Below are 21,423 nucleotides of genomic sequence, written 5' to 3' on the forward strand. Positions count from 1 at the left end.
CACCGCAGCATCAGTAGTAAGTAGTAAACAGTAGGTAGTCGATGCAAGGGCGGCGCGCGCAACGCGCGTCGCCTGACTCCACCGGCCGCGCGCGGCACGCGCGTTGCGGCACGCGAGGTAGACGCAAGTGCAAGTAGCCGCATGCGATGTGCAAGAGCGGTGCACGAAGCGGGCAACAGGAAGGAATCCCTGGAGTTTCGCGCGCGAGCGAACGGCGCGTGGCGAACCGACTTTCACACGCGCTCATGATGTCGCGAAGACCTTTGATCAGCCTTGCATGTGCGCGGTCGTTGCGACGAACACGCGATGCTCGAGCACCGTTCACGCGATGCGAACGACACGATGCGATAACAAAGTGTTGTATCGAGGTCGCAACGCGAATCGAAAACAGGATTTTTCGTGTGCGAGCCCTTTTATCGCGCATGAAAAGATGGTACAAACCGATCTAAATTGATGGTGACATTTATGCTCAACTGGGATGACGAGAACACGGCCGTAACTCCGTCGAGCGGTGCGCAGCAAAACGCAATGCGCAACCTCGCGGGAGTGGCTGTCTCTGTTCCGCAAACGCAGCGCAATCTGCCGCAGTTCGGTCAGCAAGCTGCTCCTCAGTCTTCTTCGGCGCAAAACATCTTCGCCGCCGACTTCGCAGTCGCACCGCCGCCGCAAGCGCCGGTCTCGGCAGAAGCCCGCGTGAATGTCGCCGACAAGCGCATCATCAACGGCCAGACCGACGTGAACCAGTTGGTCCCGTTCAAGTACAAGTGGGCCTGGGAGAAGTACCTGTCCGGCTGCGCGAACCACTGGATGCCGCAGGAAATCAACATGTCGCGCGACATCGCCCTGTGGAAGGACCCGAATGGTCTGACCGAGGACGAGCGCCGCATCGTCAAGCGTAACCTCGGCTTCTTCGTCACCGCCGACTCCCTCGCCGCCAACAACATCGTGCTGGGCACCTACCGCCACATCACGGCGCCCGAATGCCGCCAGTTCCTGCTGCGCCAGGCGTTCGAAGAGGCGATCCATACGCACGCGTATCAGTACATCGTCGAGTCGCTCGGCCTGGACGAGAGCGAGATCTTCAATGCGTACCACGAGGTCAAGTCGATCCGCGACAAGGACGAATTCCTGATCCCGTTCATCCAGACGCTGACTGATCCGTCGTTCAAGACCGGCACGCTCGAAGCGGACCAGAAACTGCTCAGGTCGCTGATCGTGTTCGCCTGCATCATGGAAGGCCTGTTCTTCTATGTGGGCTTCACGCAGATTCTCGCGCTCGGCCGCCAGAACAAGATGACCGGCGCCGCGGAGCAGTACCAGTACATCCTGCGCGACGAGTCGATGCACTGCAACTTCGGCATCGACCTGATCAACCAGATCAAGCTCGAGAACCCGCAGCTGTGGACCCCGGCGTTCCGCGCGGAGATTACCGAACTGTTCAAGCATGCGGTCGACCTCGAATACCGCTACGCGGAAGACACCATGCCGCGCGGCGTGCTGGGCCTGAACGCATCGATGTTCAAGAGCTATCTGCGCTTCATCTGCAACCGTCGTTGCCAGCAGATCGGTCTCGATACGCTGTTTCCGAACGAAGAGAACCCGTTCCCGTGGATGAGCGAGATGATCGACTTGAAGAAGGAACGCAACTTCTTCGAGACGCGCGTGATCGAATATCAGACGGGCGGTGCGCTGTCCTGGGAATAACCCGGGCGCACCCGGAGCCAAGTCTTTTGGGGTTGCCGCGAGGCGCCATGCGCGCGCCTCGGCCGGCATGATGATTAGGAGCAGGAACGCCTGATGCAAAGCGTGCCCGGAGCCTTGGCGGCTCACCGATATGACAGGCACTTTGCGAGCCCTTCAGTGGGATGGGCAAACTTCCCCCCGGAAAAGGGCGTAGGTCTCGCTAGTTGCGCGGCCTGCGCTTTCAACGAACGTTGGCCGGCGTCGGTATCCGACGCCGGATCGATCTGGCGCGCGGTGCCTCGTGGCACGGCGCGCCTTACCGCATTCATTAGCGTAAGCGCGCGGGATCAGCGTACGCCGATGAATAGCCCGCTTCGTAGTGTGCGCCGTGAGAAGCGTTCGCGGGAAGCGGGTTTTGACGAAGGGTGTAGTTTGAACTGACTCTCATCTGAACCTGAAGGAGAAAAAAATGGCAACTGCCAAGAAAAAGCCGGCGGCCAAGAAAGCCGCGGTGAAGAAGGTTGCAGCGAAGAAGGCCGCGCCGGCCAAGAAGGCCGCTGCGAAGAAGGTCGCGGTGAAGAAGGTTGCAGCGAAGAAAGTCGCTGTGAAGAAGGTTGCTGCGAAGAAGGCAGCACCGGCGAAGAAGGCCGCTGCGAAGAAGGTTGCAGCCAAGAAGGTCGCAACGAAGAAGGTCGCCGCCAAGAAAGTCGCGGTGAAGAAGGTTGCCGCGAAGAAGGCAGCACCGGCGAAGAAGGCCGCAGCGAAGAAGGTTGCCGCCAAGAAAGTCGCGGTGAAGAAGGTTGCCGCGAAGAAGGCAGCACCGGCGAAGAAGGCCGCAGCGAAGAAGGTCGCCGCCAAGAAAGTCGCGGTGAAGAAGGCTGCCGCCAAGAAGGCGCCTGCGAAGAAGGCTGCTGCCAAGAAGGCTGCGCCTGCGAAGAAGGCTGCCGCGAAGAAGGCTGCCAAGAAGGCGCCTGCGAAAAAGGCTGCTGCTGCCGCGCCTGCTGCCGCTGCTGCGCAACCGGCCGCGCCCGCAGCAACGGTCAAGACTGCCCTGAACCCGGCCGCAGCATGGCCGTTCCCGACCGGCAGCCGTCCGTAAGCAGTACGAGCCGAAGCGCACGAGAGTCAGTCCAAACGCGCGCTTCGGTGGCAGGGTTGGGCGCTGTGTCCGCGGATGCGTCTGCAGGCACGAACGCCGGGCCCGCTCCGAATCCCGTCGCCGGGTTAATCCGCGACGGGATTTTTTTTTCGTTCACGCTTTTCCGTTCACGTGCCGCGTCCGGGGGCTACCTGCGTCAGCAGCGAGGTTTGGCGCGGACATGAAAAAAGGCGCATGCACAGGGGAGCACATGCGCCTGAGGTTCCGCAGGAAGGCGCGAGGCGCCGCTGCGGTACAGGGGAAACTGGTTATCAGTGCGTCACGCGCGTGACGCCTCCGCTCGAGACCAGGCGCACACGCTCGCCGGCCTGGAAGACCTCGCCGGTGGCGGCTTGCGTGATGGCGCGGTAGTCGCCGTTGTCGAGACGCACCGTGATCTCGAGGCCGTTGTGCATTGCCACGCCGTTCTCGACCGCATTGCCGGCCACGGCACCCGCGATGCCGCCGATGATGCCAGTGATGATCGAGCCCGTGCCGCCACCGATCTGGCTGCCCGCCACTGCGCCGAGCGCGCCGCCGCCCACTGCGCCGATCCCGCTCGGCTGGCCGTTGTTGGAGCTGATCTTCACCGCACGTACGCTTTCGACCGTGGCCATGCGCACAGTGGCTTCGCGCTGCGCCTGCGAGGCGGTGTAGACATCGGCGGAACTGCTGTTATAGGCGCAGCCGGTCATGGCGAGCGAGCCCGCGATCATGACGGCAACGATCAGACGACTTGTTGTTTTCATTTCCCGTAACTCCAATGAGCGCCACCTGTGACAAAGGAGGCGGCACCCGGATTCAGAGGGGCAGTTCGTCGCCGAACGCCGCCTTGAATCGTTCCTTGATTTGCGCTCGCGTGGGCGCGTAGTTTTGCGGCCCGAGATGCTCGATCTTCAGCGCGCCCATCAGGCTCGCGAGACGTCCTGTGGTGGCCCAGCCGAGGCCGTTCTCGATACCGTAGAGCAGCCCGCCGCGGAAGGCGTCGCCGCAACCGGTGGGATCGAGCACCCGTTCGGCCTTCACCGGCGGAATTTCTTCGATGCCGCCGCCGTGGTAGATCTGCGAACCGTGCTCGCCACGCGTGACGATGAGCGCATCGACGCGGCTCGCGATTTCTTCGAGCGACCAGCCGGTGCGATGGCTGACCAGACTGGCTTCGTAGTCGTTGACCGTCACATAGGTCGCAAGTTCAATGGCGCGTCGAAGCGACGCACCGTCGAAAAGCGGCAATCCTTGACCCGGATCGAAGACAAACGGGACGCCCGCATTCGCGAACTGCTCCACGTGCTGGACCATGCCGTCGAAACCGTCCGGGGCGACGATGCCGAGCTGGATGCCGGGCGCTTCGTCGGCGCGGTTCAGGTGCGATTGCATCATCGCGCCCGGGTGGAAAGCCGTGATCTGATTGTTTTCGAGATCGGTCGTGATCATCGCCTGCGCGGACCACGTGTCGGGCAGCACGCGCACGTGCGCCTTCGAGAGCGCGAGCGTGTCGAGCCGATCGAGATAGAGTTGGCCATCGGCGCCACCGAGTGTCGCCATGATGCGCGCGTCGCCGCCCAGCAGATGCAGCGAGTAAGCGATATTGCCCGCGCAGCCGCCGAATTCGCGGCGCATCGTCGGCACGAGAAAGCTCACGTTCAGGATATGCACCTGCTCGGGCAGGATGTGTTCCCGAAAGCGGCCTTCGAAGGTCATGATGTTGTCGTAGGCGAGCGAGCCGCAGATCAGCGTAGCCAAGGCGGGGATTCCTGTAATGCGTGTGGTGGAAGGGCGGCGCGGCGCGAGGGGTATGGAGCCGTATTGCGCCAGAACTGTGTTCGATTCACGCGCGCCGCGCCGGGTATTACTTCAGGGCGGCGAGCGCGGCGTCGTAGTTCGGCTCGTTCTTGATTTCGCCGACGCGCTCGGCGTAGACGACATTGTCGTTCGCGTCGATGACCACCACGGCGCGCGCCGTGAGGCCCGTCAGCGGGCCGCTCGTGACGTCAACGCCGTAGGCTTGCGCGAACTCATGGCCGCGGAAGGTCGACGCCGTGACGACGTTCTCGATGCCTTCGGTCGTGCAGAAGCGCGCGGCGGCGAACGGCAGATCGCCCGAGATCACGACGACGGCCGTGTTGTCGAGCTTGGCCGCCGCTTCGTTGAACTTGCGCGTGGAGGTGGCGCAGACCGGCGTGTCGAGACTCGGCACGATGTTCAGCACCTTGCGCTTGCCGGCGAAGTCGGCGAGCGAAACGGGCTTGAGGTCGCGGCCGACGAGCGAGAACGCGGGGGCCTTCTGACCGGCCGTCGGGAAGGTGCCGGCGACGTCGATCGGGTTACCGCCTAGCGTGACTTGACTCATGATGTGCTCTCCGAATGCAATGCTGTTGTGGTGAATGGCGCCCGCCGTGGCCGGGCGCAGGAAACGCGCACCGGTGCGAAGTGGGCGCCGGCGCGGTAATTCAGGGGTAGAAGATTTCGATGCGGAAGTTCGATGCGACGACGTTGCCGGTATCGAGCCGCACGATCATCGTCTGCGTGCTCTGCGCGGCCATGCCGGCCTCGATGCGCGTGCCGGGCGGCACATAATCCTGCGGCCACAAAACGCGGCGCAGCACGACGTTGTTCTGGCTGTCGAGCAGCGTGAGTTCCATGGCCGGCCAGGCGAGCGCCACGTCGAAGCGGTTACGCAGCGGCACCTTCAACTCCAGATGATGCGGATCGTCCACCTGGCGCAGATCGGACGGCTGGATCTGAAGCCCGTTGATGTCGCGCGGCGGGCCTACGTGGCACCCGAGCTGCGCACAAGCCTGTTGATAGTAGGGCTGCGAAGCGGGCCAGTGGACCATGACGGTTTCGCGCAACCACCATGCGAGCTGTGCGGCCAGCGTGGCGAGAAGCGCGAGGACGATCAGCACGCCCACGATGCGCCAGCCCGTGCGGCGCTTCACGTGAGCGGGCGCTTCACGCGTGACCGCGAAGGGCGCGCCGCCGGCGTTGGGCTCGAGCGCGGTGAACGGTGGGGCGGCGGACGAGTCGGCTGGCGCGCGGCGCAGCACGGGCTCGGGGTCGGCATGGGGCCTGCGAATTGTTTCGTTCGCAGAAAGGGTCGGCTCGACGGGGCCGGACATCCCCGCTTGTTGCTGGGGCGTCGTACCCTGCCCAATGGGTTGCGAGAGGGGGCGCGAGAGCGTGGGCTCGTCGTCCTGGACGATGCGCATCTCGGCGCCGCGCGTTGCAGCAAGGCTCGGACGCGGCAGATGGCTGGCGTTGTACTGCAGCTCGGGGTCGAGGTTGCTGTCGGGACGCGGGGCCCACGGATCCCAGGCGCGGCCCGAGAAGTTCGGTGCGCTCGCCGGTGCGGATCCCTCGGGTGCCGCCGCAGGCTCGCCACGGGGCGGCTGATCGGCCGTCGGCTCGGGGGCATGAGCAGGCGCAGCCTGCTGTGCGGTCGGTGTGGTCAGGCTTGCGGCAATATCGGCCGCGACGGGCGTGGCCTGAGCGAAATCGCCGCTTTCGGGCAGCTCGTACAAGCTACCCGACGCGTCGAACGCTTCCTGACAATGCCCGCAGCGCACGAGGCCGCGGCGCGCGGCGAGGTGCGCCGGCTGGATACGGAAAACGGTTTCGCAGAAGGGACAGCGCGTTGCCAGAAGCATGTGTGCCGTGGAACCGGAGGGTTGGCGATACCCGCATTCTACTGGCAATCCGCGGCGGTCTACGACTTCGCCCTGTCGCGCTTGGGGCGCGAACAGGTCCAGCGCGCGCCGTGCCTGCGTGTCTACGCGCGCCGCGTGCCGGTGAGGCAGACCCAGCCTTCGTGCTCGCGCCAGACCGAGATGTCGATCCAGCGCTCGTAGACCTGCGCCACTTCCTCTGCCTGACGCGCGAGGATGCCGGAGAGCGCGAGCCGTCCGCCCGGCTTCACGCGCGACGAAAGCATCGACGCCATCAGCTTGAGCGGATTCGAAAGAATGTTGGCGACGACGATGTCGAACTCGCCAGCGGGGCAGTCGTCGGGCAGGCCGTAAGTGACGTCGGCGTGATTGCGCTCGCTGTTGTGGCGCGCCGACTCGACCGCCTGCGGGTCGATGTCGATGCCGATCACCGGATTCGCGCCGCACTTCTTCGCGAGGATCGCGAGGATGCCCGAGCCGCAGCCGTAGTCGAGCAGCGAATTGCCCGCCTGCACATGCTGCTCGAGCCACTCCATGCACAACCGCGTGGTGGGGTGGCTGCCGGTGCCGAACGCAAGGCCCGGATCGAGCTCGAGCACGAGCGCGCTCGGGTCGGGTGCGTCGTGCCACGAGGGCACGACCCAGATGCGCTCGCCGATCTGGATCGGATCGAACTGCGACTGCGTGAGCCGCACCCAGTCCTGCTCCTCGACTTCGCGCAGCGAGAACTTCGGCGCTTCAGCGAGGCCGAGCTCGTTCGCCGCAGCCGCGAGCAGCACGGCGGGATCCTGATCGTCGCCGACCAGCGCGATCACGCGCGAATGCTGCCACGCAGTGCGCTCGGGCGTGAGGCCCGGCTCGCCGAAGAGCGGCTGCTCGTCGGGCGTGTCGGCGTCGGCGTCTTCCACCGACACCGAGAGGGCGCCAAGCTCGATCAGCGCGTCGGAGAGTTCTTCCGCGCGCTCGCGCTCAAGCTCGACGATCAGTTCCCGGTAGCTCATGAATTACGCTTCGTCCTTCTTCACAGCCTGGCGTTCGGCCAGACGGCTTTCGAGGTAGTGAATGCTCGTGCCGCCTTCGACGAACTTCGCATCGAGCATCAGCTCGCGGTGCAGCGGGATGTTGGTCAGGATGCCTTCGACCACCATTTCCGAGAGCGCGATACGCATACGCTGAATGGCCTGCTCGCGCGTGGCGCCGTAGGTGATCAGCTTGCCGATCATCGAATCATAGTTCGGCGGCACGAAATAGCCATTGTAGGCATGCGAATCCACGCGCACGCCGGGGCCGCCCGGCATGTGCCACGACGTGAGACGTCCCGGCGACGGCGTGAACTTGAACGGATCTTCGGCGTTGATACGGCACTCGATCGAATGGCCCTTCAGCTGGATGTCGCGCTGGCGGAACGAGAGCTTTTCGCCCGCAGCGATGCGGATCTGCTCCTGGACGATGTCGATGCCCGTGATCAACTCAGTGACCGGGTGCTCGACCTGCACGCGCGTGTTCATTTCGATGAAATAGAACTCGCCGTTTTCGTACAGGAACTCGAACGTGCCCGCGCCGAGGTAGCCCATCTTCTTGCAGGCGTCGGCGCAGCGGTCGCCGATGCGGTCGAGCAGGCGGCGCGCGATGCCCGGCGCCGGCGCTTCCTCGATCACCTTCTGGTGGCGGCGCTGCATGGAGCAGTCGCGCTCGCCTAGCCACACTGCGTTCTTGAACGAGTCCGCGAGAATCTGGATTTCGATGTGACGCGGATTCTCGAGGTACTTCTCCATGTAGACCTGCGGGTTGCCGAACGCACGGCCGGCTTCCTCACGCGTCATGTTGACCGCGTTCACGAGCGCCGCTTCCGTGTGCACCACGCGCATGCCGCGCCCGCCGCCGCCGCCCGCCGCCTTGATGATGACGGGGTAGCCGATCGCACGCGCGATCTTCACGATTTCCTTCGGATCGTCGGGCAGCGCGCCTTCCGATCCCGGCACGCAGGGCACGCCGGTCTTGATCATGGTCTGCTTGGCCGTGACCTTGTCGCCCATCATGCGGATCGTTTCCGGGCGCGGGCCGATGAACGTGAAGCCCGATTGCTCGACGCGCTCGGCGAAGTCCGCGTTCTCGGAGAGGAAGCCGTAGCCGGGGTGGATCGCTTCGGCGTCGGTGACTTCGGCCGCGCTGATGAGCGCCGGCATGTTCAGATAGCTCAGGTTCGAAGGCGCCGGGCCGATACAGACCGCTTCGTCGGCGAGCTTTACGTACTTGGCTTCCTTGTCGGCTTCCGAATAGACGACGACCGTCTTGACGCCAAGCTCGCGGCACGCGCGCTGGATGCGCAGCGCGATTTCGCCACGGTTGGCAATGAGAATTTTTTCAAACATGGTGGGTATTCGCCCTCGGGCCTTAGGCGATCACGAAAAGCGGCTGGCCGTATTCGACCGCCTGGCCGTTGTCGACGAGGATTTCCTTGATGACGCCGGCTGCGTCCGCTTCGATCTCGTTGAGCAGCTTCATCGCTTCGATGATGCACAGCGTCTGGCCTTCCTTGACCGTGTCGCCCACTTGCACGAACGGGTCTGCGCCCGGCGACGGTGCGCGGTAGAACGTGCCGACCATCGGCGAGGTCACGATATGGCCTTGCGGCACGGCCGGCGCGGCAGCGGCGGGCGCTGCGGCTTCGCCAACGTGGCCCGGCGCAGCGGCGGGTGCGCCCATGACCGGTGCGGCGTATTGCGCCGCGGCCGGCTGCACGTAAACCGGGGGCGCATTCTTGACGATGCGCACCTTGCCTTCGCCCTCGGTGACTTCGAGCTCCGAGATGCCCGATTCGGAGACGAGGTCGATCAGAGTCTTCAGCTTACGTAGATCCATGGTGCAGCCCCCTTGCTTTGCATACGTGAGGTGCCGTGGCGCGCGCGCCCCGGCACGGGATTGGTGTTGTCTTGCAGAATGCGTCGGTCTCTTGCCGCCGAAGTCACGCGGCCGAACCAGCCGCGAGCCGGTCGAGCGCGTATTCGAGCGCGTAGAGATAACCCTTCCAGCCGAGGCCGCAGATGACACCCTCGGCCTGGTCGGAAAAATACGAGTGATGCCGGAAGGCCTCGCGGCGATGCACGTTCGAGAGATGAATCTCGACGAACGGAATGCCGACGCCCGCCAGCGCGTCCCGGATCGCCACGCTCGTGTGCGTGTACGCAGCCGGGTTGATCAGGATGAAATCCGTTTGCTCGCTGCGGGCCGCCTGAATGCGGTCCACCAGCGCGCCTTCGTGGTTGCTCTGGAACGTTGCCAGCTCCACGCCCGCGTCGGCGGCACGGTCGACAAGCGCTTGATCGATCTGTGGCAGCGTCACGCGCCCATAGACCTCGGGTTCCCGGGTGCCGAGAAGATTGAGGTTGGGGCCGTGCAGAACCAGCAGTCGCGTCATGGTGGCTTCTTTTTCCGTGGAATTGCGCGAACTTTAGCGCCGATTAGAGAAATTTGTCTAGTTTTCCATACGAAGGATATGGCCCCGAGCACGTGCTGAGCGGCGCGCTCGGGCCGATCTTCTGGTAACTTCCCTAAATTCCGCGGCAAAAAGTGCCGTACGGCCGTTAAGCCCCGGTCAATTGTTCCAGCGCATTTGGACTGCGTCAGAGCGTATCCAGCGTGTGGCGCAGCTCGTCCATCTTGATTTGGCCTAATTTTGTCGCGCGTACCGCGCCGTTCGCGTCGATTACGACGGTATAGGGCAAGCCACCAGCGGCGTTGCCGAACGCGCGCGCGACATCGGCGCCGCCGAATCCGGCAATGTAGATCGGATAGTCGACCGGCACTTTCTTGAGAAAGTTCTGGATGTTCGCGGCCGAATCGACGCCGAGGCCAACGAACTGGATGCCTTTTTTCGCGTACTCGCGCTGCAGCGCGGAGAGCTCGGGCATCTCTTCGACACAAGGCCCGCACCACGACGCCCAGAAGTTGACCACGATCGGGCGGCCTTTATAGATAGAGAGCGATTGGGGTTTGCCGTCGGGGGTGGTTACGGCGGCGGCCCAGAGCTGGCCTGTTGCACCTTGCTTGTTTGCGACCGATGCTGCATCGGCTACGCCGGAGTTGCCGCTGTTTGCATAATGCCCGGCCAGGATGCCGCCGCCGGCTGCCACCGCCGCCACTGCGACGCCGGCCAGAATCCGCTTCATGTTCATTGCTGCGCTTAAGCTCTATAGGAGTCAGGTGGTGGAGGAGGTGGCGCCGCTTTCGTCGATCAGCGCCTGGAGCGCCTGCGCATTCGCGCGCGGCAGACGCCCGCGCGCATCGGCGCGCACGGCGCCGCGCAGGTCGTCGGTATTGTAGAGCGCAACGTGTATGCCCACCGGCTCCTCGTCGCGCGCCGGCTGCCACATGAAACTGAACGTCTCCACGTAGCCGCGCGCCGCGAAATGGCGCGTTTCCGAGACGTCATACTGCACGTTCGCGTTCAGGAGCCAGATCGCGACGTCCTTCGCGTTGTCGCAGAAAATCTGCAGATGGATATCCGAGTGCTCGCCGGCCGTGCCGTTGAGTACCGCGCCGGTGAGGAACGGATTGAACGGCTCGAGCCGCCGCATCCATTCGAGCGCGATCTCGCGCAGGCGCCGGAGTATTGCTGGCTGGTGCTCGCCCTGAAAGAGGGCCTGATATTCGCGGATTTCGTCTTCGATCTGGTCGTTATCGGGCAGCCAGGCGCCTTCGATACGCGTATCCCCCACCACCTGCCGCGCGGCCTTGCGTTTGGCGGTGGCGTAGTCGAGGCCATCCTCGGCGATCATCCTTGCTGCCGCAATGGCGATTTCCTCGCGCACGCGCTGGGGATCGAAATGTGATCTGCGAACCATGCGTCCATCATACTAGAGATCGCATGGCGTTCTGGGTGGTGCCCTGGTTGGCGTCCGGTGCGGCGCGCATCGGGGCCTGGCCGGTCCACACCGGCCGCTCGTCGGCCCGCGGCGGCGAAAAAGCCGCAGGGCCTCGGGTACAATACCGTTCTTTGCTCCGGCGACCAGGCGTCGCCGTTCTGCTGCACCCATCCCGATAAACCGTTTAACTCCGCGCGTTTAACCCGCGTTAACCCATTTAACCCGTTCACGACGCCCGCGCGGCGCGACAGGCTTATGCACATCCATATCCTCGGCATCTGCGGCACGTTCATGGGCGGTCTCGCCGTGCTCGCGCGCAGCGCGGGCCACACGGTGACCGGCTGCGACGCAGGCGTGTATCCGCCGATGAGCACCCAGCTCGAAGCGCAGGGTATTCGCCTGATCGAGGGTTACGACGCGAGCCAGACCGAGCTCAATCCCGATCTCTATGTGATCGGCAACGTGGTCTCGCGCGGCAATCCGCTGATGGAGGAGATCCTCAATCGCGGCCTGCCGTACACGTCGGGGCCGCAGTGGCTCGGCGAGCATGTGTTGCGCGACAAGTGGGTGCTCGCCGTGGCGGGCACGCACGGCAAGACCACCACGAGTTCGATGCTCGCGTGGCTGCTCGAAGACGCAGGCCTGAATCCCGGCTTTCTGATCGGCGGCGTGCCGCTGAACTTCGGCATCTCGGCGCGCCTTACCGATTCGAGCTTCTTCGTGATCGAGGCCGACGAGTACGACACGGCGTTCTTCGACAAGCGCTCGAAGTTCGTCCATTACCGTCCGCGTACCGCGGTGCTGAATAACCTCGAATTCGATCACGCCGACATCTTCCCCGATCTCGCCGCCATCGAGACGCAGTTCCACCACCTCGTGCGCACTATTCCGGGCGTGGGCCGCGTGGTCTCGAACGGGCGCAGCGATGCGCTCGAACGCGTGCTTGCGCGCGGCGTGTGGAGCGATGTCGAGCGCTTCGGCGTGGATGGCGGCTGGCAGGCGCTGCCCGCCGAGCAAGGCGCGCCGCTTGACGAGCGCTTCGCGGTCTATCACAACAGCGAGCGCGTGGGCGTGGTCGACTGGCAGATCCAGGGCGATCACAACCGCATGAACGCGCTCGCGGCCATCGCCGCCGCACGCAGCGTGGGCGTGCCACCCGCGCAGGCGGCGGCCTCGCTTTCGACGTTCCACAACGTCAAGCGCCGCATGGAAGTGCGTGGCAGCGTGGACGGCGTGACGGTTTATGACGACTTCGCGCACCATCCCACGGCGATCGAAACGACTATCGCCGGGTTGCGCACGCGCGTGGGTAGCGACAATACGCGCATTCTCGCCGTGCTCGAGCCGCGCTCGAACACGATGAAGCTTGGCGTGATGAAGGCGCAACTGCCTGCCAGCCTCGCCGATGCCGACCTCGTGTTCGGCTACGGCGCACCGGGCGGCAAGGATGCGCTCGGCTGGGATCTCGCGGGTGCGCTCGCGCCGCTGGGCGAGAAAGCACGCGCGTATCACGATCTCGACGCGTTAGTGAAGGCTGTGGTCGCGGCGGCGCGTCCTGGCGACCAGGTGCTTGTGATGAGCAACGGCGGGTTCGGCGGCGTGCATCAGAAGCTGCTCGATGCGCTTTCGGCGCGGAGCGCGGCGTGATCGTCTATCTGCACGGATTCCGCTCGTCGCCGCAGTCGTTCAAGGCGCGTTTGCTGGACGCACGCCTCACGGCGCTCGGGCGCGGCGACGAGTGGCTGTGCCCGACGCTGCCGGTTTCGCCGTTCGAGACGGTGGCCATCGTCGAGCGCGAGATCGCCGCACGGGCGAAAGCGGGCGAGTGCATCACACTGATCGGCAGCTCGCTTGGCGGTTTCTTCGCCACGCATCTGGCCGAAAAGCACGGCTGGCGCGCGGTGCTGCTCAATCCGGCCGTGGTGCCGGACCGCGATCTGTCGAAGTATCTGGGCGAGCAGCCGCTCTGGCATGGCGGTGGCAGCATCGTCGTGGAGCCGCATCATCTGGAAGAGTTGCGCGCGCTGGCCGTTATCAAGGTGACCGAGCCGCAGCGCTACTATCTGATCGCCGCAACCGGCGACGAGGTGCTCGATTATCGCGAGATGCTCGCGCATTATCCGGGCGCGAAGACGCGCCTGATCGATGGCAGCGACCACGGCATCAGCGAATTCGCCGATTACGTCGACGACGTGATCCGGTTTTGCGGAGCGCCGCCCGGCGACGCACCTTGATGCGTCGCCCCGTTCGCGTCGCGCGCGCGAACGCCTATATGTATACAGCAGCACCGCCAGGGCGCACCGCCCCTGCGGTTCAAGCAAGTCTGAACGAGAGTGTTGAGTGAACGTCTTCTTTGAGGAATCGGGCAGTTTCAAGGCGGGCAGCGTGCTGTCGCGCCAGGGCGATGCGTTTCAGGTCGAGTTGCCGGGTGGGCGGCGCGCCAAGGTGCGCGCGAAAGATGTGCTGATCGAATTCGAGAAGCCCGCTGCCGGCGATCTGCTGGAGCAGGCGGACGCCGCCGCGCAGGATATCGATCTCGATTTCCTGTGGGAATGCGCGCCCGCCGAGGAATTCGCCTATACGGCGCTCGCGAGCGAGTACTTCGGCGAAACCTACGGCCCGGTCGAGCGCGCTGCGCTCGTGCTGCGTCTGCATGGCTCGCCCGTGTACTTCCGCCGCAAGGGCCGCGGGCAGTATCAGCGCGCGCCGGAAGAGCAACTGAAGATGGCGCTCGCGTCGCTCGAACGCAAGCGTCAGCAGGCGCTCGTGCAGGCGGGCTACGAAGAGGAGCTCAAGGCGGGCAAGCTGCCCGAGGCGCTCAAGGACAAGGCGCTGGGTCTGCTCACCAAGCCCGACAAGAACACGATCGAATACAAGGCGCTCGAAGCGGCGGCGGCCGCACGCGGCATTTCGATGCCGCGCCTGATGCTCGAATGCGGCGGCATTGCCTCGCCGCGCGCGCTGCACGAGGCGCGCTTCCTCGCTGAATTCTTCCCGCATGGCACTGGCTTTCCGGGCGTGGAAGTGGGCGCGCTGCCCGACGATCTGCCCGATGCAGCCGAGCACGTGCAAGCGTTCTCGATCGACGACGTCACCACAACCGAAATCGATGATGCGTTCTCGATCGAGCATCTCGCCGACGGCCGCGTGCGCATCGGCATTCACATCGCGGCGCCGGCGCTGGGCATCAAGCGCGGCGACACGGCCGACACGGTCGCGCGCACACGTCTGTCGACGGTGTACATGCCCGGCGACAAGATCACCATGCTGCCGGACGATTTCGTCGACGCCTTCACGCTGAAGGAGGGCGGCATGCGCCCGGCGCTCTCGCTCTACAGCATCGTGAACCGCGAGACGCAGGAGATCGTCGCCACGGAAACGCGCGCCGAGCGCGTGTTCGTGAAGAACAACCTGCGCCACAACACGCTCGACGAAGTCGTCACCGAAGAAACGCTCGCGGCGGGCACGGGCGACTATCCGCACAAAGAAGATATCGCCGTGCTGTGGCCGTTCGCACAGGCGCTCTTCGAGAAGCGCCAGCAGGCGCGCGCGGGCTACGGCCTGCGCCGCGAAGTGCAGCGCAACACCGACTACAACTTCTACGTGGAAGGCGAGCACGTCAGCATCACGCCGCGCCGCCGCGGCTCGCCGCTCGACATGATCGTCGCGGAACTGGCGATTCTCGCGAACTCCACGTGGGGCGCGTTCCTCAACGATCACGGCGTGCCGGGCATCTATCGCTCGCAGCGCGCGTTCGGCGCGCCCACGGGCCCGAAGCGCACGCGCATGCAGACCAACGCCGCGCCGCACGAAGGCCTTGGTGTCGCGCAGTACGCGTGGAGCACCTCGCCGCTGCGCCGCTATGTCGACCTCGTGAACCAGTGGCAGTTGCTCGCGTGCGTCGAGCACGGCGTGGCGGCCAAGCTGGTCGCGCCGTTCAAGCCCAAGGACGCTGATCTGTTCGCCGTCGTGCAGGGCTTCGACGAGACTTACACCGCCTACGCCGACCACCAGCGCCGCATGGAGTACTTCTGGTGCCTGCGCTGGCTCCAGCAGGAGATGCGCGGCGACGGCGGCTGTGAACCTCGTCGGGAATTCCCCGCAACGGTGGTGAAGGACGACCTCGTGCGCTTCGAGGAAGTGCCGCTGCTCATGCATGTGCCCGCGCTCGGTGTGCACGCGCGCGGCACGCGCCTGATGATGGAAGTGATGTCGATTGACGAGTTGACGATCGAGGCGTCGGTGCGCATGCTGCGTGTGCTCGACGCGCCAGTCGTGACGAGCGGCGAGCAAGCCGAAGAAGACGCGGGCGACGACGAAGAGCTTATCGAAGCCGCCGACGACTCCGCCGAAAGCGAAGCGGAAGCGCAGGCCGAAGCCGGGACGCCTGGCGATGCGGCTGAAGGCGAAGGTGAGGGCGAAGGTGAGGGCGATACGCAGGCAGGCGAGGAAGAGCAGCAATCCGCGCATGTGTCCGAAACGCGCGCCACGGAGCCACGCGCATGAGCGCCGACCCAATCCAGCGTGACCGCTATGCCGTGGTCGGCAATCCGGTCGCGCATAGCAAGTCGCCGTACATTCACGCGCAGTTTGCCGCCGCGACCGGCGAGCCCGTCGAATACGACCGCCTGCTCGCGCCGCTCGACGGCTTCGTCGAGCACGTGCAGGCGTTTCGCGCGGCGGGCGGCCGTGGCCTGAACGTGACCGTGCCGTTCAAGCTGGAGGCGCATGCGCTTGCAAGCAGACTGTCGCCGCGTGCGGCGGCGGCGGGCGCTGTGAACACGCTGCGCTTCGACGAAGACGGCATTTTCGGCGACAACACCGACGGTTTCGGGCTCGTTCGCGACATCGAGGTGAATCTGGGCGTCTCGCTCAAGGGCGCGCGCGTGCTGCTGCTGGGCGCGGGGGGCGCGGCGCGCGGCGTCGTGCTGCCGATGCTCGAGCGCCAACCGCGCGAGATCACCATCGTGAACCGCACCGCGCAAAAGGCGCATGCGCTCGTCGAGCAATTCGAAGCCGCTGCGCGCGAGGCCGCTTGCCTCATCAACGGCGGCGGACCGGATGCGGTCTTTCGCGACCCGGTCTATCGCGACCCGGTCTATCGCGACCCGGTCTATCGCGACCCGATCGATCCGAAGCCCTACGACGTGATCGTCAATGCGACGGCCGGCAGTCTCGACGCCGCGCTGCCCGAGTGCGACGCACGTGCGTTCGGCGCGGGGACGCTCGCCTATGACATGATGTACGGCGCTGAACCCACCGTGTTCATGCGCCATGCCGAATCGCTCGGTGCGCGCGCATCGGACGGGCTCGGGATGCTGGTCGAGCAGGCCGCCGAGTCGTTTTTCGTGTGGCGCGGCGTGCGTCCCGACGGCGCGCCCGTGCTGGCCGCGCTGCGCAAGCAACTGGCGGCGCAAGCCTGACGCACGCCACCGCTGCCTGACGTCGACATAGAACCACAACAACAAGGGAGTCGCGACGCCATGCGTAGAGAAGCCTCGGGGCCGCATGCAGCAGGGCTGCAGCGCAACGGACGCCACGATGGGCCATTCGCCCACAGTGTCGCCGCGCTGAGCGCGAAGCGCCCCGGTGTTTTGCGCTGGCTCGTCTATGCGGTGCTGGTGTTCGGCGTCGCCTGGGTCGCGACGCAACTCTTCTATTTCGCGCAGATCGCCGTCTGGAATGTTGCCGATCCGCAATCCACGGCCTTCATGCGCACCGACGAGGCGCGCCTTTCCGCCGACCGTCCCGATCTCGACGTCCAGCACCAGTGGGTGCCCTACGACCAGATCTCGCGCAACCTCAAGCGCGCGATCATCGCGTCCGAGGACGCCAACTTCGCCAACAACAACGGCTACGAAACCGATGCCATCCTGCAGGCGTGGGAGCGGAACAAGAAGCGCGGCCGCATCGTGCGCGGCGGATCGACGATCACGCAGCAACTTGCCCGCAACCTGTTCCTATCGCGGCAGAAAAGCTATATCCGCAAGGGCCAGGAGCTCATCATCACGTGGATGCTGGAGACGCTGCTCGACAAGGAGCGCATCTTCGAGATCTATCTGAATTCGGTGGAGTGGGGTAATGGGGTCTACGGCGCGCAGGCCGCCGCGCGTTACTACTACCGCACGACGGCCGCGAAGCTCTCGCCCTGGCAGGCGGCGCGGCTGGCGGTCATGCTGCCGCAGCCGAAATATTTCGACGAGCACCGCAACTCGCCGTATCTCGCCCAGCGCGCCAGGGTGATCGCGCGCCGCATGGGCGCCGCGGAACTTCCGCCGTCGTCGCAATAGCCTCGCTGTGGGCATAGGCAGCGATTTCCGCTCAAACGAAAAAGCGCCGGACGAACCGGCGCTTTTTTCATGAACTTCCGTCTATTGCGGCTTACTGGCGCGCAAGCCGCGCGTTGTCGGGCATCGGCATATTGAAGTTGGTGCGAAACGGATTGATGTCGAGGCCGCCGCGCCGCGTGTAGCGTGCGTACACCGCAAGCCGGTCCGGCTTGCACTCGCGCAGGATGTCCATGAAGATGCGCTCGGCGCATTGCTCATGAAAACCGGTGTGATTGCGGTACGAAATGATGTAGCGCAGGAGCCCCGCCTGATCGATCTGCGGCCCTACGTAGTGGATCTGCACGCTGCCCCAGTCGGGCTGGCCCGTCACGGGGCAGTTCGACTTCAGCAGGTTGGAGAACAGCGTCTCTTCCACGGGCGACTCGTCGTGGGCTGCCTTGAGCAGCGTCGGGTCCGGGTGATAGATCTCGGTGTCCAGATCGAGCCGGTCGAGCGAAAGGCCGTCGAATTCCTCGAACGGAATCTTGCCGAACGCGCCCGGCTGGTCGAGCCGCACCGAAACCGGCGCGCCGCAGGCCGCGGACACGTCGCGCTTGATGGTGTCGCGCACCACCTCGGCCGACTCGAACGACGTTTGCGCGAACGAACCCAGATAGAGCTTGAACGACTTCGATTCGACGATGTTGGGCGAATCGGCGGAAATGAAGAACGTTGCGATGGCTATCTGCGGCTTGCCGCGCGCGTTGAGCCACGAAAGTTCGTACGCGTTCCAGATATCGGTGCCGAAGAAGGGCAGTTGCGCGCCAATGCCGATCGCTTCGCGCGCAGCCGCGCGCGGGATCGGAAACAGCAGCGAGGCGTCGTACTGCTCGGTGTATTTGGCAGCTTTGCCGAGCGGGGATTGTTCGGGAGTCATGATGCGCTGGTTTCAGTTGGTGCGTCTTTCGGTGCGTCTTTCGATGCGTCGCTCGTTGCGCTCGCGCGCGCCGTGCGGTTTGCGTCCACCGGATTCGCGAGGTTCGCGGGATTCGCCACGCCGCTTGCCACATGACCGGTCGCCGTGACCGAGCGGGCCGATTCGCAATGGCGGATCTGGTCGTCGAAGAAAAAGTCGGGTTCGAACTCGCGCAGGAACGGGCCTTTGTCGAGTCCGCCGAGGAACATCGCTTCGTCGATTTCGATGTTCCAGGCCATCAACGTGCGGATAGCGCGTTCGTGCGCGGGTGCCGAGCGCGCCGTCACGAGCGCGGTGCGGATGCGCATGGTCGCGTTGGCATCCGCGAGCTTCTGCAGCCGGTCGAGTGCTTCGAGCAGCGGCTTGAGCGGCCCTTGCGCGAGCGGCAGTTCGCGGTTGTCGCGCTCGTGGCTCACGAAGGCGCCCAGACCCTCGCGCTGGAAGATTTGCTCGGCTTCGTCGGAAAACAGCACCGCATCGCCGTCGAACGCGATGCGAATCTCGTGCGCGTTGCGTTCCGACATTGTCGCCGATTCTGGGAACACGCGTGCGGCGGGAAAGCCTGCGTCGAGCGCGCCGCGCACGTCCTCGGGGTTTGCCGAAAGAAACAGCGACGCGTTGAGCGGCTTGAGATAACGCCACGGCTCGCGCCCACGCGTGAACACGCCGCGCTGGATGTCGAGCTGATGCTCGCGGCACGAGCTGAACGCGCGCAGCCCGCTGATGGGGTCGCTGCGCGAGAGGATCACGACTTCCACGTGATGTGCGCGGCTGTTTCCACATGAATTGAGCGCGAGCAGCTTGCGGATCAACGCAAATGCAACGCCGGGCCGCGCGGGCACGTTCAGGCGTTCGCGCTGCAGCGCCTCGTAGTCGCGCAGATCGCCGGTCTCGTAGACGCGGTTCTCTTCCTCAAAGTCGAAGAGCGCGCGCGACGAGATGGCGACGACGAGCTTGTCGGAGAGCGAAACGGGCATGATCGTCGTGCTTTATGCGAGGAACAACCGATAAGCGGGATTCTGCGTCTCTTCCCATTGCGGGTAGCCGAGCGTGGCGAGAAAGCGCCGGAACTCCGCGTCCTCGGCCGCCGGCACCTGGATGCCCACGAGAATCGAGCTGTAATCGGCGCCCTGGTTGCGGTAGTGGAACAGGCTGATGTTCCAGTTCGGCGCCATCGACGAAAGGAAGCGCATCAGCGCGCCCGGACGCTCCGGAAACTCGAAGCGGAACAGGCGCTCGTCATGCGCGAGCGGCGAGCGCCCGCCCACCATGTAGCGGATGTGCTGCTTCGAGAGTTCGTCGCCGGTGAGATCGACGCACGGAAAACCGTGATCGACGAAAGTCTGAGCGATGGTCTGCGACTCGCCGCGGTTGCGGATCTGCACGCCCACGAAGATGTGCGCGCGCTCGGCGTCGTCGATGCGGTAGTTGAACTCGGTCACGCTGCGCGTGCCCACCAGTTCGCAGAAGCGCTTGAAGCTGCCGCGCTCTTCGGGGATCGTCACCGCGAACACCGCCTCGCGCGCTTCGCCCACCTCCGCGCGCTCGGCCACGAAGCGCATGCGGTCGAAGTTCATGTTCGCGCCCGAGGTGACCGCCACCAGCGTCTTGCCTTCGATGCCTTCACGCTCCGCGTACTGCTTCGCACCCGCCACGGCCAGCGCGCCCGCCGGCTCGAGCACGCTGCGCGTGTCCTGGAAGACGTCCTTGATCGCGGCGCACAGGGCGTCGGTGTCGACCGTGAGCACTTCATCCAGATACTGCTGGCACAAGCGGAAAGTTTCCTCGCCCACGAGCTTGACCGCCGTGCCGTCCGAAAACAGACCGACTTCCGTCAGCTCGACACGCTTGCCCGCCTTCACCGACTGCGCCATCGCGCACGAGTCGTCGGTCTGCACGCCGATCACGCGGATTTCGGGACGCACCGCCTTCACGTAGGCGGCCACGCCCGCCGCGAGTCCGCCACCGCCGATCGGCACGAAGATCGCGTGTATCGGGGCCTGATGCTTGCTGAGGACCTCCATCGCCACGGTGCCCTGGCCGGCGATCACGTGCGGATCGTCGAACGGATGCACGAAGGTCAGGCCGCGTTCGTTCTGCAGGCGCACGGCGTGCGCGTAGGCGTCGCTGTACGATTCGCCGGCCTGCACGACCTCGACGGTGGGGCCGCCGTGTGCGCGCACCGCATCGACCTTGACCTGGGGCGTGGTGATGGGCACGCAGATCACGGCCTTCACGCCGAGTTTCGCTGCGGAAAGCGCCACGCCCTGGGCGTGGTTGCCGGCCGAGGCGGTGATGACGCCACGCTCGAGCTGCTCGGGCGTGAGGTGCGCCATCTTGTTATAGGCGCCGCGCAGCTTGAAGGAGAACACGGGCTGGTTGTCCTCGCGCTTGAGCAGGACCGTGTTGCGCAGGCGCACCGAGAGGTTCGGCGCGCGCTCAAGCTCGGTCTCGCGGGCCACGTCGTAGACGCGGGCGGTGAGGACTTTCTTCAGATAATCGTCGTGGGAGGCCATGCGAGGGCCGCGTCGGGCGCGGGATTGGACGGGAAAGCGCAAATGATAGCGCCAATGACCGTGCCAATGACCGTGCCAATGACCGTGCCAACAGCGGGTCAATTCCCGACTATCCGGACGGCGAATCCATTGAGGCATGGCGCTTCATGGAGATGTCAGGCCCGGTTCACCCGCCTGTCGCGCGAATGAAAGAGACTGGCGTTTGCAAGATGGCAAAGTTCCCGGCACCGTCAGCGCGGGCGCGGATCATGCGTTAAAATCGCTTTTTGAAACAAGGATCGGAAGATGCACTGGCAGACTCGGACAGCCCA

20 protein-coding genes and 1 pseudogene are annotated in these 21,423 nt (G+C 65.0%); 8 read left to right on the forward strand and 13 right to left on the reverse strand.

Annotated features, from left to right (window positions below; translation table 11 throughout):
- Nucleotides 1-465 precede the first annotated feature (465 nt).
- The 3 genes from L5014_RS05245 (at nucleotide 466) to L5014_RS05255 (ending at nucleotide 2,782) form a co-directional block, all read left to right on the forward strand.
- Entirely contained in the window at nucleotides 466-1,704 is a 1,239-nt protein-coding gene (locus tag L5014_RS05245) for a ribonucleotide-diphosphate reductase subunit beta (RefSeq protein ID WP_238462532.1), read from the forward strand.
- Between the two features lie 93 nt (nucleotides 1,705-1,797).
- Complete coding sequence (locus L5014_RS05250) at nucleotides 1,798-2,124, forward strand: hypothetical protein (protein ID WP_238462533.1); 327 nt, start codon at nucleotides 1,798-1,800, stop codon at nucleotides 2,122-2,124.
- 28 nt (nucleotides 2,125-2,152) lie between these two features.
- Nucleotides 2,153-2,782: a histone H1-like DNA-binding protein gene (locus tag L5014_RS05255; RefSeq protein ID WP_238462534.1), complete on the forward strand. Its 630-nt coding sequence runs from the start codon at nucleotides 2,153-2,155 to the stop codon at nucleotides 2,780-2,782.
- Between the two features lie 311 nt (nucleotides 2,783-3,093).
- Here the strand turns inward: L5014_RS05255 and L5014_RS05260 are convergent, their stop codons facing one another.
- The 10 genes from L5014_RS05260 to L5014_RS05305 all read right to left on the reverse strand — a co-directional run bounded on the left by L5014_RS05260 (nucleotide 3,094) and on the right by L5014_RS05305 (nucleotide 11,330).
- Nucleotides 3,094-3,570 carry an outer membrane lipoprotein gene (locus L5014_RS05260; RefSeq protein ID WP_238462535.1) on the reverse strand — a complete coding sequence of 159 codons (477 nt, stop codon included), beginning with the start codon at nucleotides 3,568-3,570 and terminating at the stop codon, nucleotides 3,094-3,096.
- A 52-nt stretch (nucleotides 3,571-3,622) separates the two neighbouring features.
- Nucleotides 3,623-4,564 carry a carbohydrate kinase family protein gene (locus tag L5014_RS05265; protein ID WP_238462536.1) on the reverse strand — a complete coding sequence of 314 codons (942 nt, stop codon included), beginning with the start codon at nucleotides 4,562-4,564 and terminating at the stop codon, nucleotides 3,623-3,625.
- A gap of 106 nt (nucleotides 4,565-4,670) precedes the next feature.
- Nucleotides 4,671-5,171, reverse strand: a complete 501-nt coding sequence (gene tpx / locus L5014_RS05270) for a thiol peroxidase (RefSeq protein WP_238462537.1) — start codon at nucleotides 5,169-5,171, stop codon at nucleotides 4,671-4,673.
- Between the two features lie 100 nt (nucleotides 5,172-5,271).
- Entirely contained in the window at nucleotides 5,272-6,468 is a 1,197-nt protein-coding gene (locus L5014_RS05275; protein ID WP_238462538.1) for a DUF3426 domain-containing protein, read from the reverse strand.
- 122 nt (nucleotides 6,469-6,590) lie between these two features.
- On the reverse strand, nucleotides 6,591-7,487 hold the full coding sequence (gene prmA, locus L5014_RS05280) for a 50S ribosomal protein L11 methyltransferase (RefSeq protein ID WP_238462539.1): 897 nt from the start codon (nucleotides 7,485-7,487) through the stop codon (nucleotides 6,591-6,593).
- 3 nt (nucleotides 7,488-7,490) lie between these two features.
- Nucleotides 7,491-8,858, reverse strand: coding sequence for an acetyl-CoA carboxylase biotin carboxylase subunit (gene accC, locus L5014_RS05285; protein WP_238462540.1), 1,368 nt, complete (start codon nucleotides 8,856-8,858; stop codon nucleotides 7,491-7,493).
- A gap of 22 nt (nucleotides 8,859-8,880) precedes the next feature.
- On the reverse strand, nucleotides 8,881-9,348 hold the full coding sequence (gene accB / locus L5014_RS05290; RefSeq protein WP_238462541.1) for an acetyl-CoA carboxylase biotin carboxyl carrier protein: 468 nt from the start codon (nucleotides 9,346-9,348) through the stop codon (nucleotides 8,881-8,883).
- 103 nt (nucleotides 9,349-9,451) lie between these two features.
- Complete coding sequence (gene aroQ / locus L5014_RS05295) at nucleotides 9,452-9,904, reverse strand: type II 3-dehydroquinate dehydratase (protein WP_238462542.1); 453 nt, start codon at nucleotides 9,902-9,904, stop codon at nucleotides 9,452-9,454.
- Nucleotides 9,905-10,109: 205 nt separating this feature from the next.
- Nucleotides 10,110-10,655, reverse strand: a complete 546-nt coding sequence (locus L5014_RS05300; RefSeq protein ID WP_420800019.1) for a TlpA family protein disulfide reductase — start codon at nucleotides 10,653-10,655, stop codon at nucleotides 10,110-10,112.
- Nucleotides 10,656-10,685: 30 nt separating this feature from the next.
- Nucleotides 10,686-11,330: a UDP-N-acetylmuramate--alanine ligase gene (locus L5014_RS05305; protein ID WP_238462544.1), complete on the reverse strand. Its 645-nt coding sequence runs from the start codon at nucleotides 11,328-11,330 to the stop codon at nucleotides 10,686-10,688.
- Nucleotides 11,331-11,606: 276 nt separating this feature from the next.
- Here L5014_RS05305 and mpl point away from each other — a divergent pair, with 276 nt between their 5' ends.
- The 5 genes from mpl (at nucleotide 11,607) to mtgA (ending at nucleotide 17,641) form a co-directional block, all read left to right on the forward strand.
- A complete protein-coding gene (gene mpl, locus L5014_RS05310) occupies nucleotides 11,607-12,998 on the forward strand; it encodes a UDP-N-acetylmuramate:L-alanyl-gamma-D-glutamyl-meso-diaminopimelate ligase (protein ID WP_238462545.1) in 1,392 nt (463 codons plus the stop codon).
- Nucleotides 12,995-13,585, forward strand: a complete 591-nt coding sequence (locus L5014_RS05315) for a YqiA/YcfP family alpha/beta fold hydrolase (RefSeq protein ID WP_238462546.1) — start codon at nucleotides 12,995-12,997, stop codon at nucleotides 13,583-13,585. Before mpl ends, L5014_RS05315 begins: the two co-directional genes overlap by 4 nt.
- 106 nt (nucleotides 13,586-13,691) lie before the next feature.
- The gene (locus tag L5014_RS05320; protein ID WP_238462547.1) at nucleotides 13,692-15,857 is read left to right on the forward strand and encodes a ribonuclease catalytic domain-containing protein; all 2,166 of its coding nucleotides are present in this window, start codon (nucleotides 13,692-13,694) and stop codon (nucleotides 15,855-15,857) included.
- The gene (aroE, locus tag L5014_RS05325) at nucleotides 15,854-16,774 is read left to right on the forward strand and encodes a shikimate dehydrogenase (RefSeq protein ID WP_238462548.1); all 921 of its coding nucleotides are present in this window, start codon (nucleotides 15,854-15,856) and stop codon (nucleotides 16,772-16,774) included. The genes L5014_RS05320 and aroE overlap by 4 nt, the downstream gene beginning before the upstream one ends.
- 60 nt (nucleotides 16,775-16,834) lie before the next feature.
- Nucleotides 16,835-17,641: a monofunctional biosynthetic peptidoglycan transglycosylase gene (gene mtgA / locus L5014_RS05330; protein WP_238462549.1), complete on the forward strand. Its 807-nt coding sequence runs from the start codon at nucleotides 16,835-16,837 to the stop codon at nucleotides 17,639-17,641.
- Nucleotides 17,642-17,732: 91 nt separating this feature from the next.
- Here mtgA and queF read toward each other — a convergent pair whose 3' ends face one another.
- From queF to ilvA, 3 genes and pseudogenes are all read right to left on the reverse strand, one after another.
- The gene (gene queF / locus L5014_RS05335; RefSeq protein ID WP_238462550.1) at nucleotides 17,733-18,557 is read right to left on the reverse strand and encodes an NADPH-dependent 7-cyano-7-deazaguanine reductase QueF; all 825 of its coding nucleotides are present in this window, start codon (nucleotides 18,555-18,557) and stop codon (nucleotides 17,733-17,735) included.
- A 110-nt stretch (nucleotides 18,558-18,667) separates the two neighbouring features.
- Nucleotides 18,668-19,573: pseudogene (locus tag L5014_RS05340) on the reverse strand (5'-nucleotidase); the annotation flags it as partial.
- A 12-nt stretch (nucleotides 19,574-19,585) separates the two neighbouring features.
- Nucleotides 19,586-21,112: a threonine ammonia-lyase, biosynthetic gene (gene ilvA, locus L5014_RS05345; RefSeq protein WP_238462551.1), complete on the reverse strand. Its 1,527-nt coding sequence runs from the start codon at nucleotides 21,110-21,112 to the stop codon at nucleotides 19,586-19,588.
- Nucleotides 21,113-21,423: the final 311 nt, after the last annotated feature.

This window comes from Paraburkholderia tagetis, from assembly GCF_022213065.1.
GTDB classification, from domain to species: domain Bacteria; phylum Pseudomonadota; class Gammaproteobacteria; order Burkholderiales; family Burkholderiaceae; genus Paraburkholderia; species Paraburkholderia tagetis.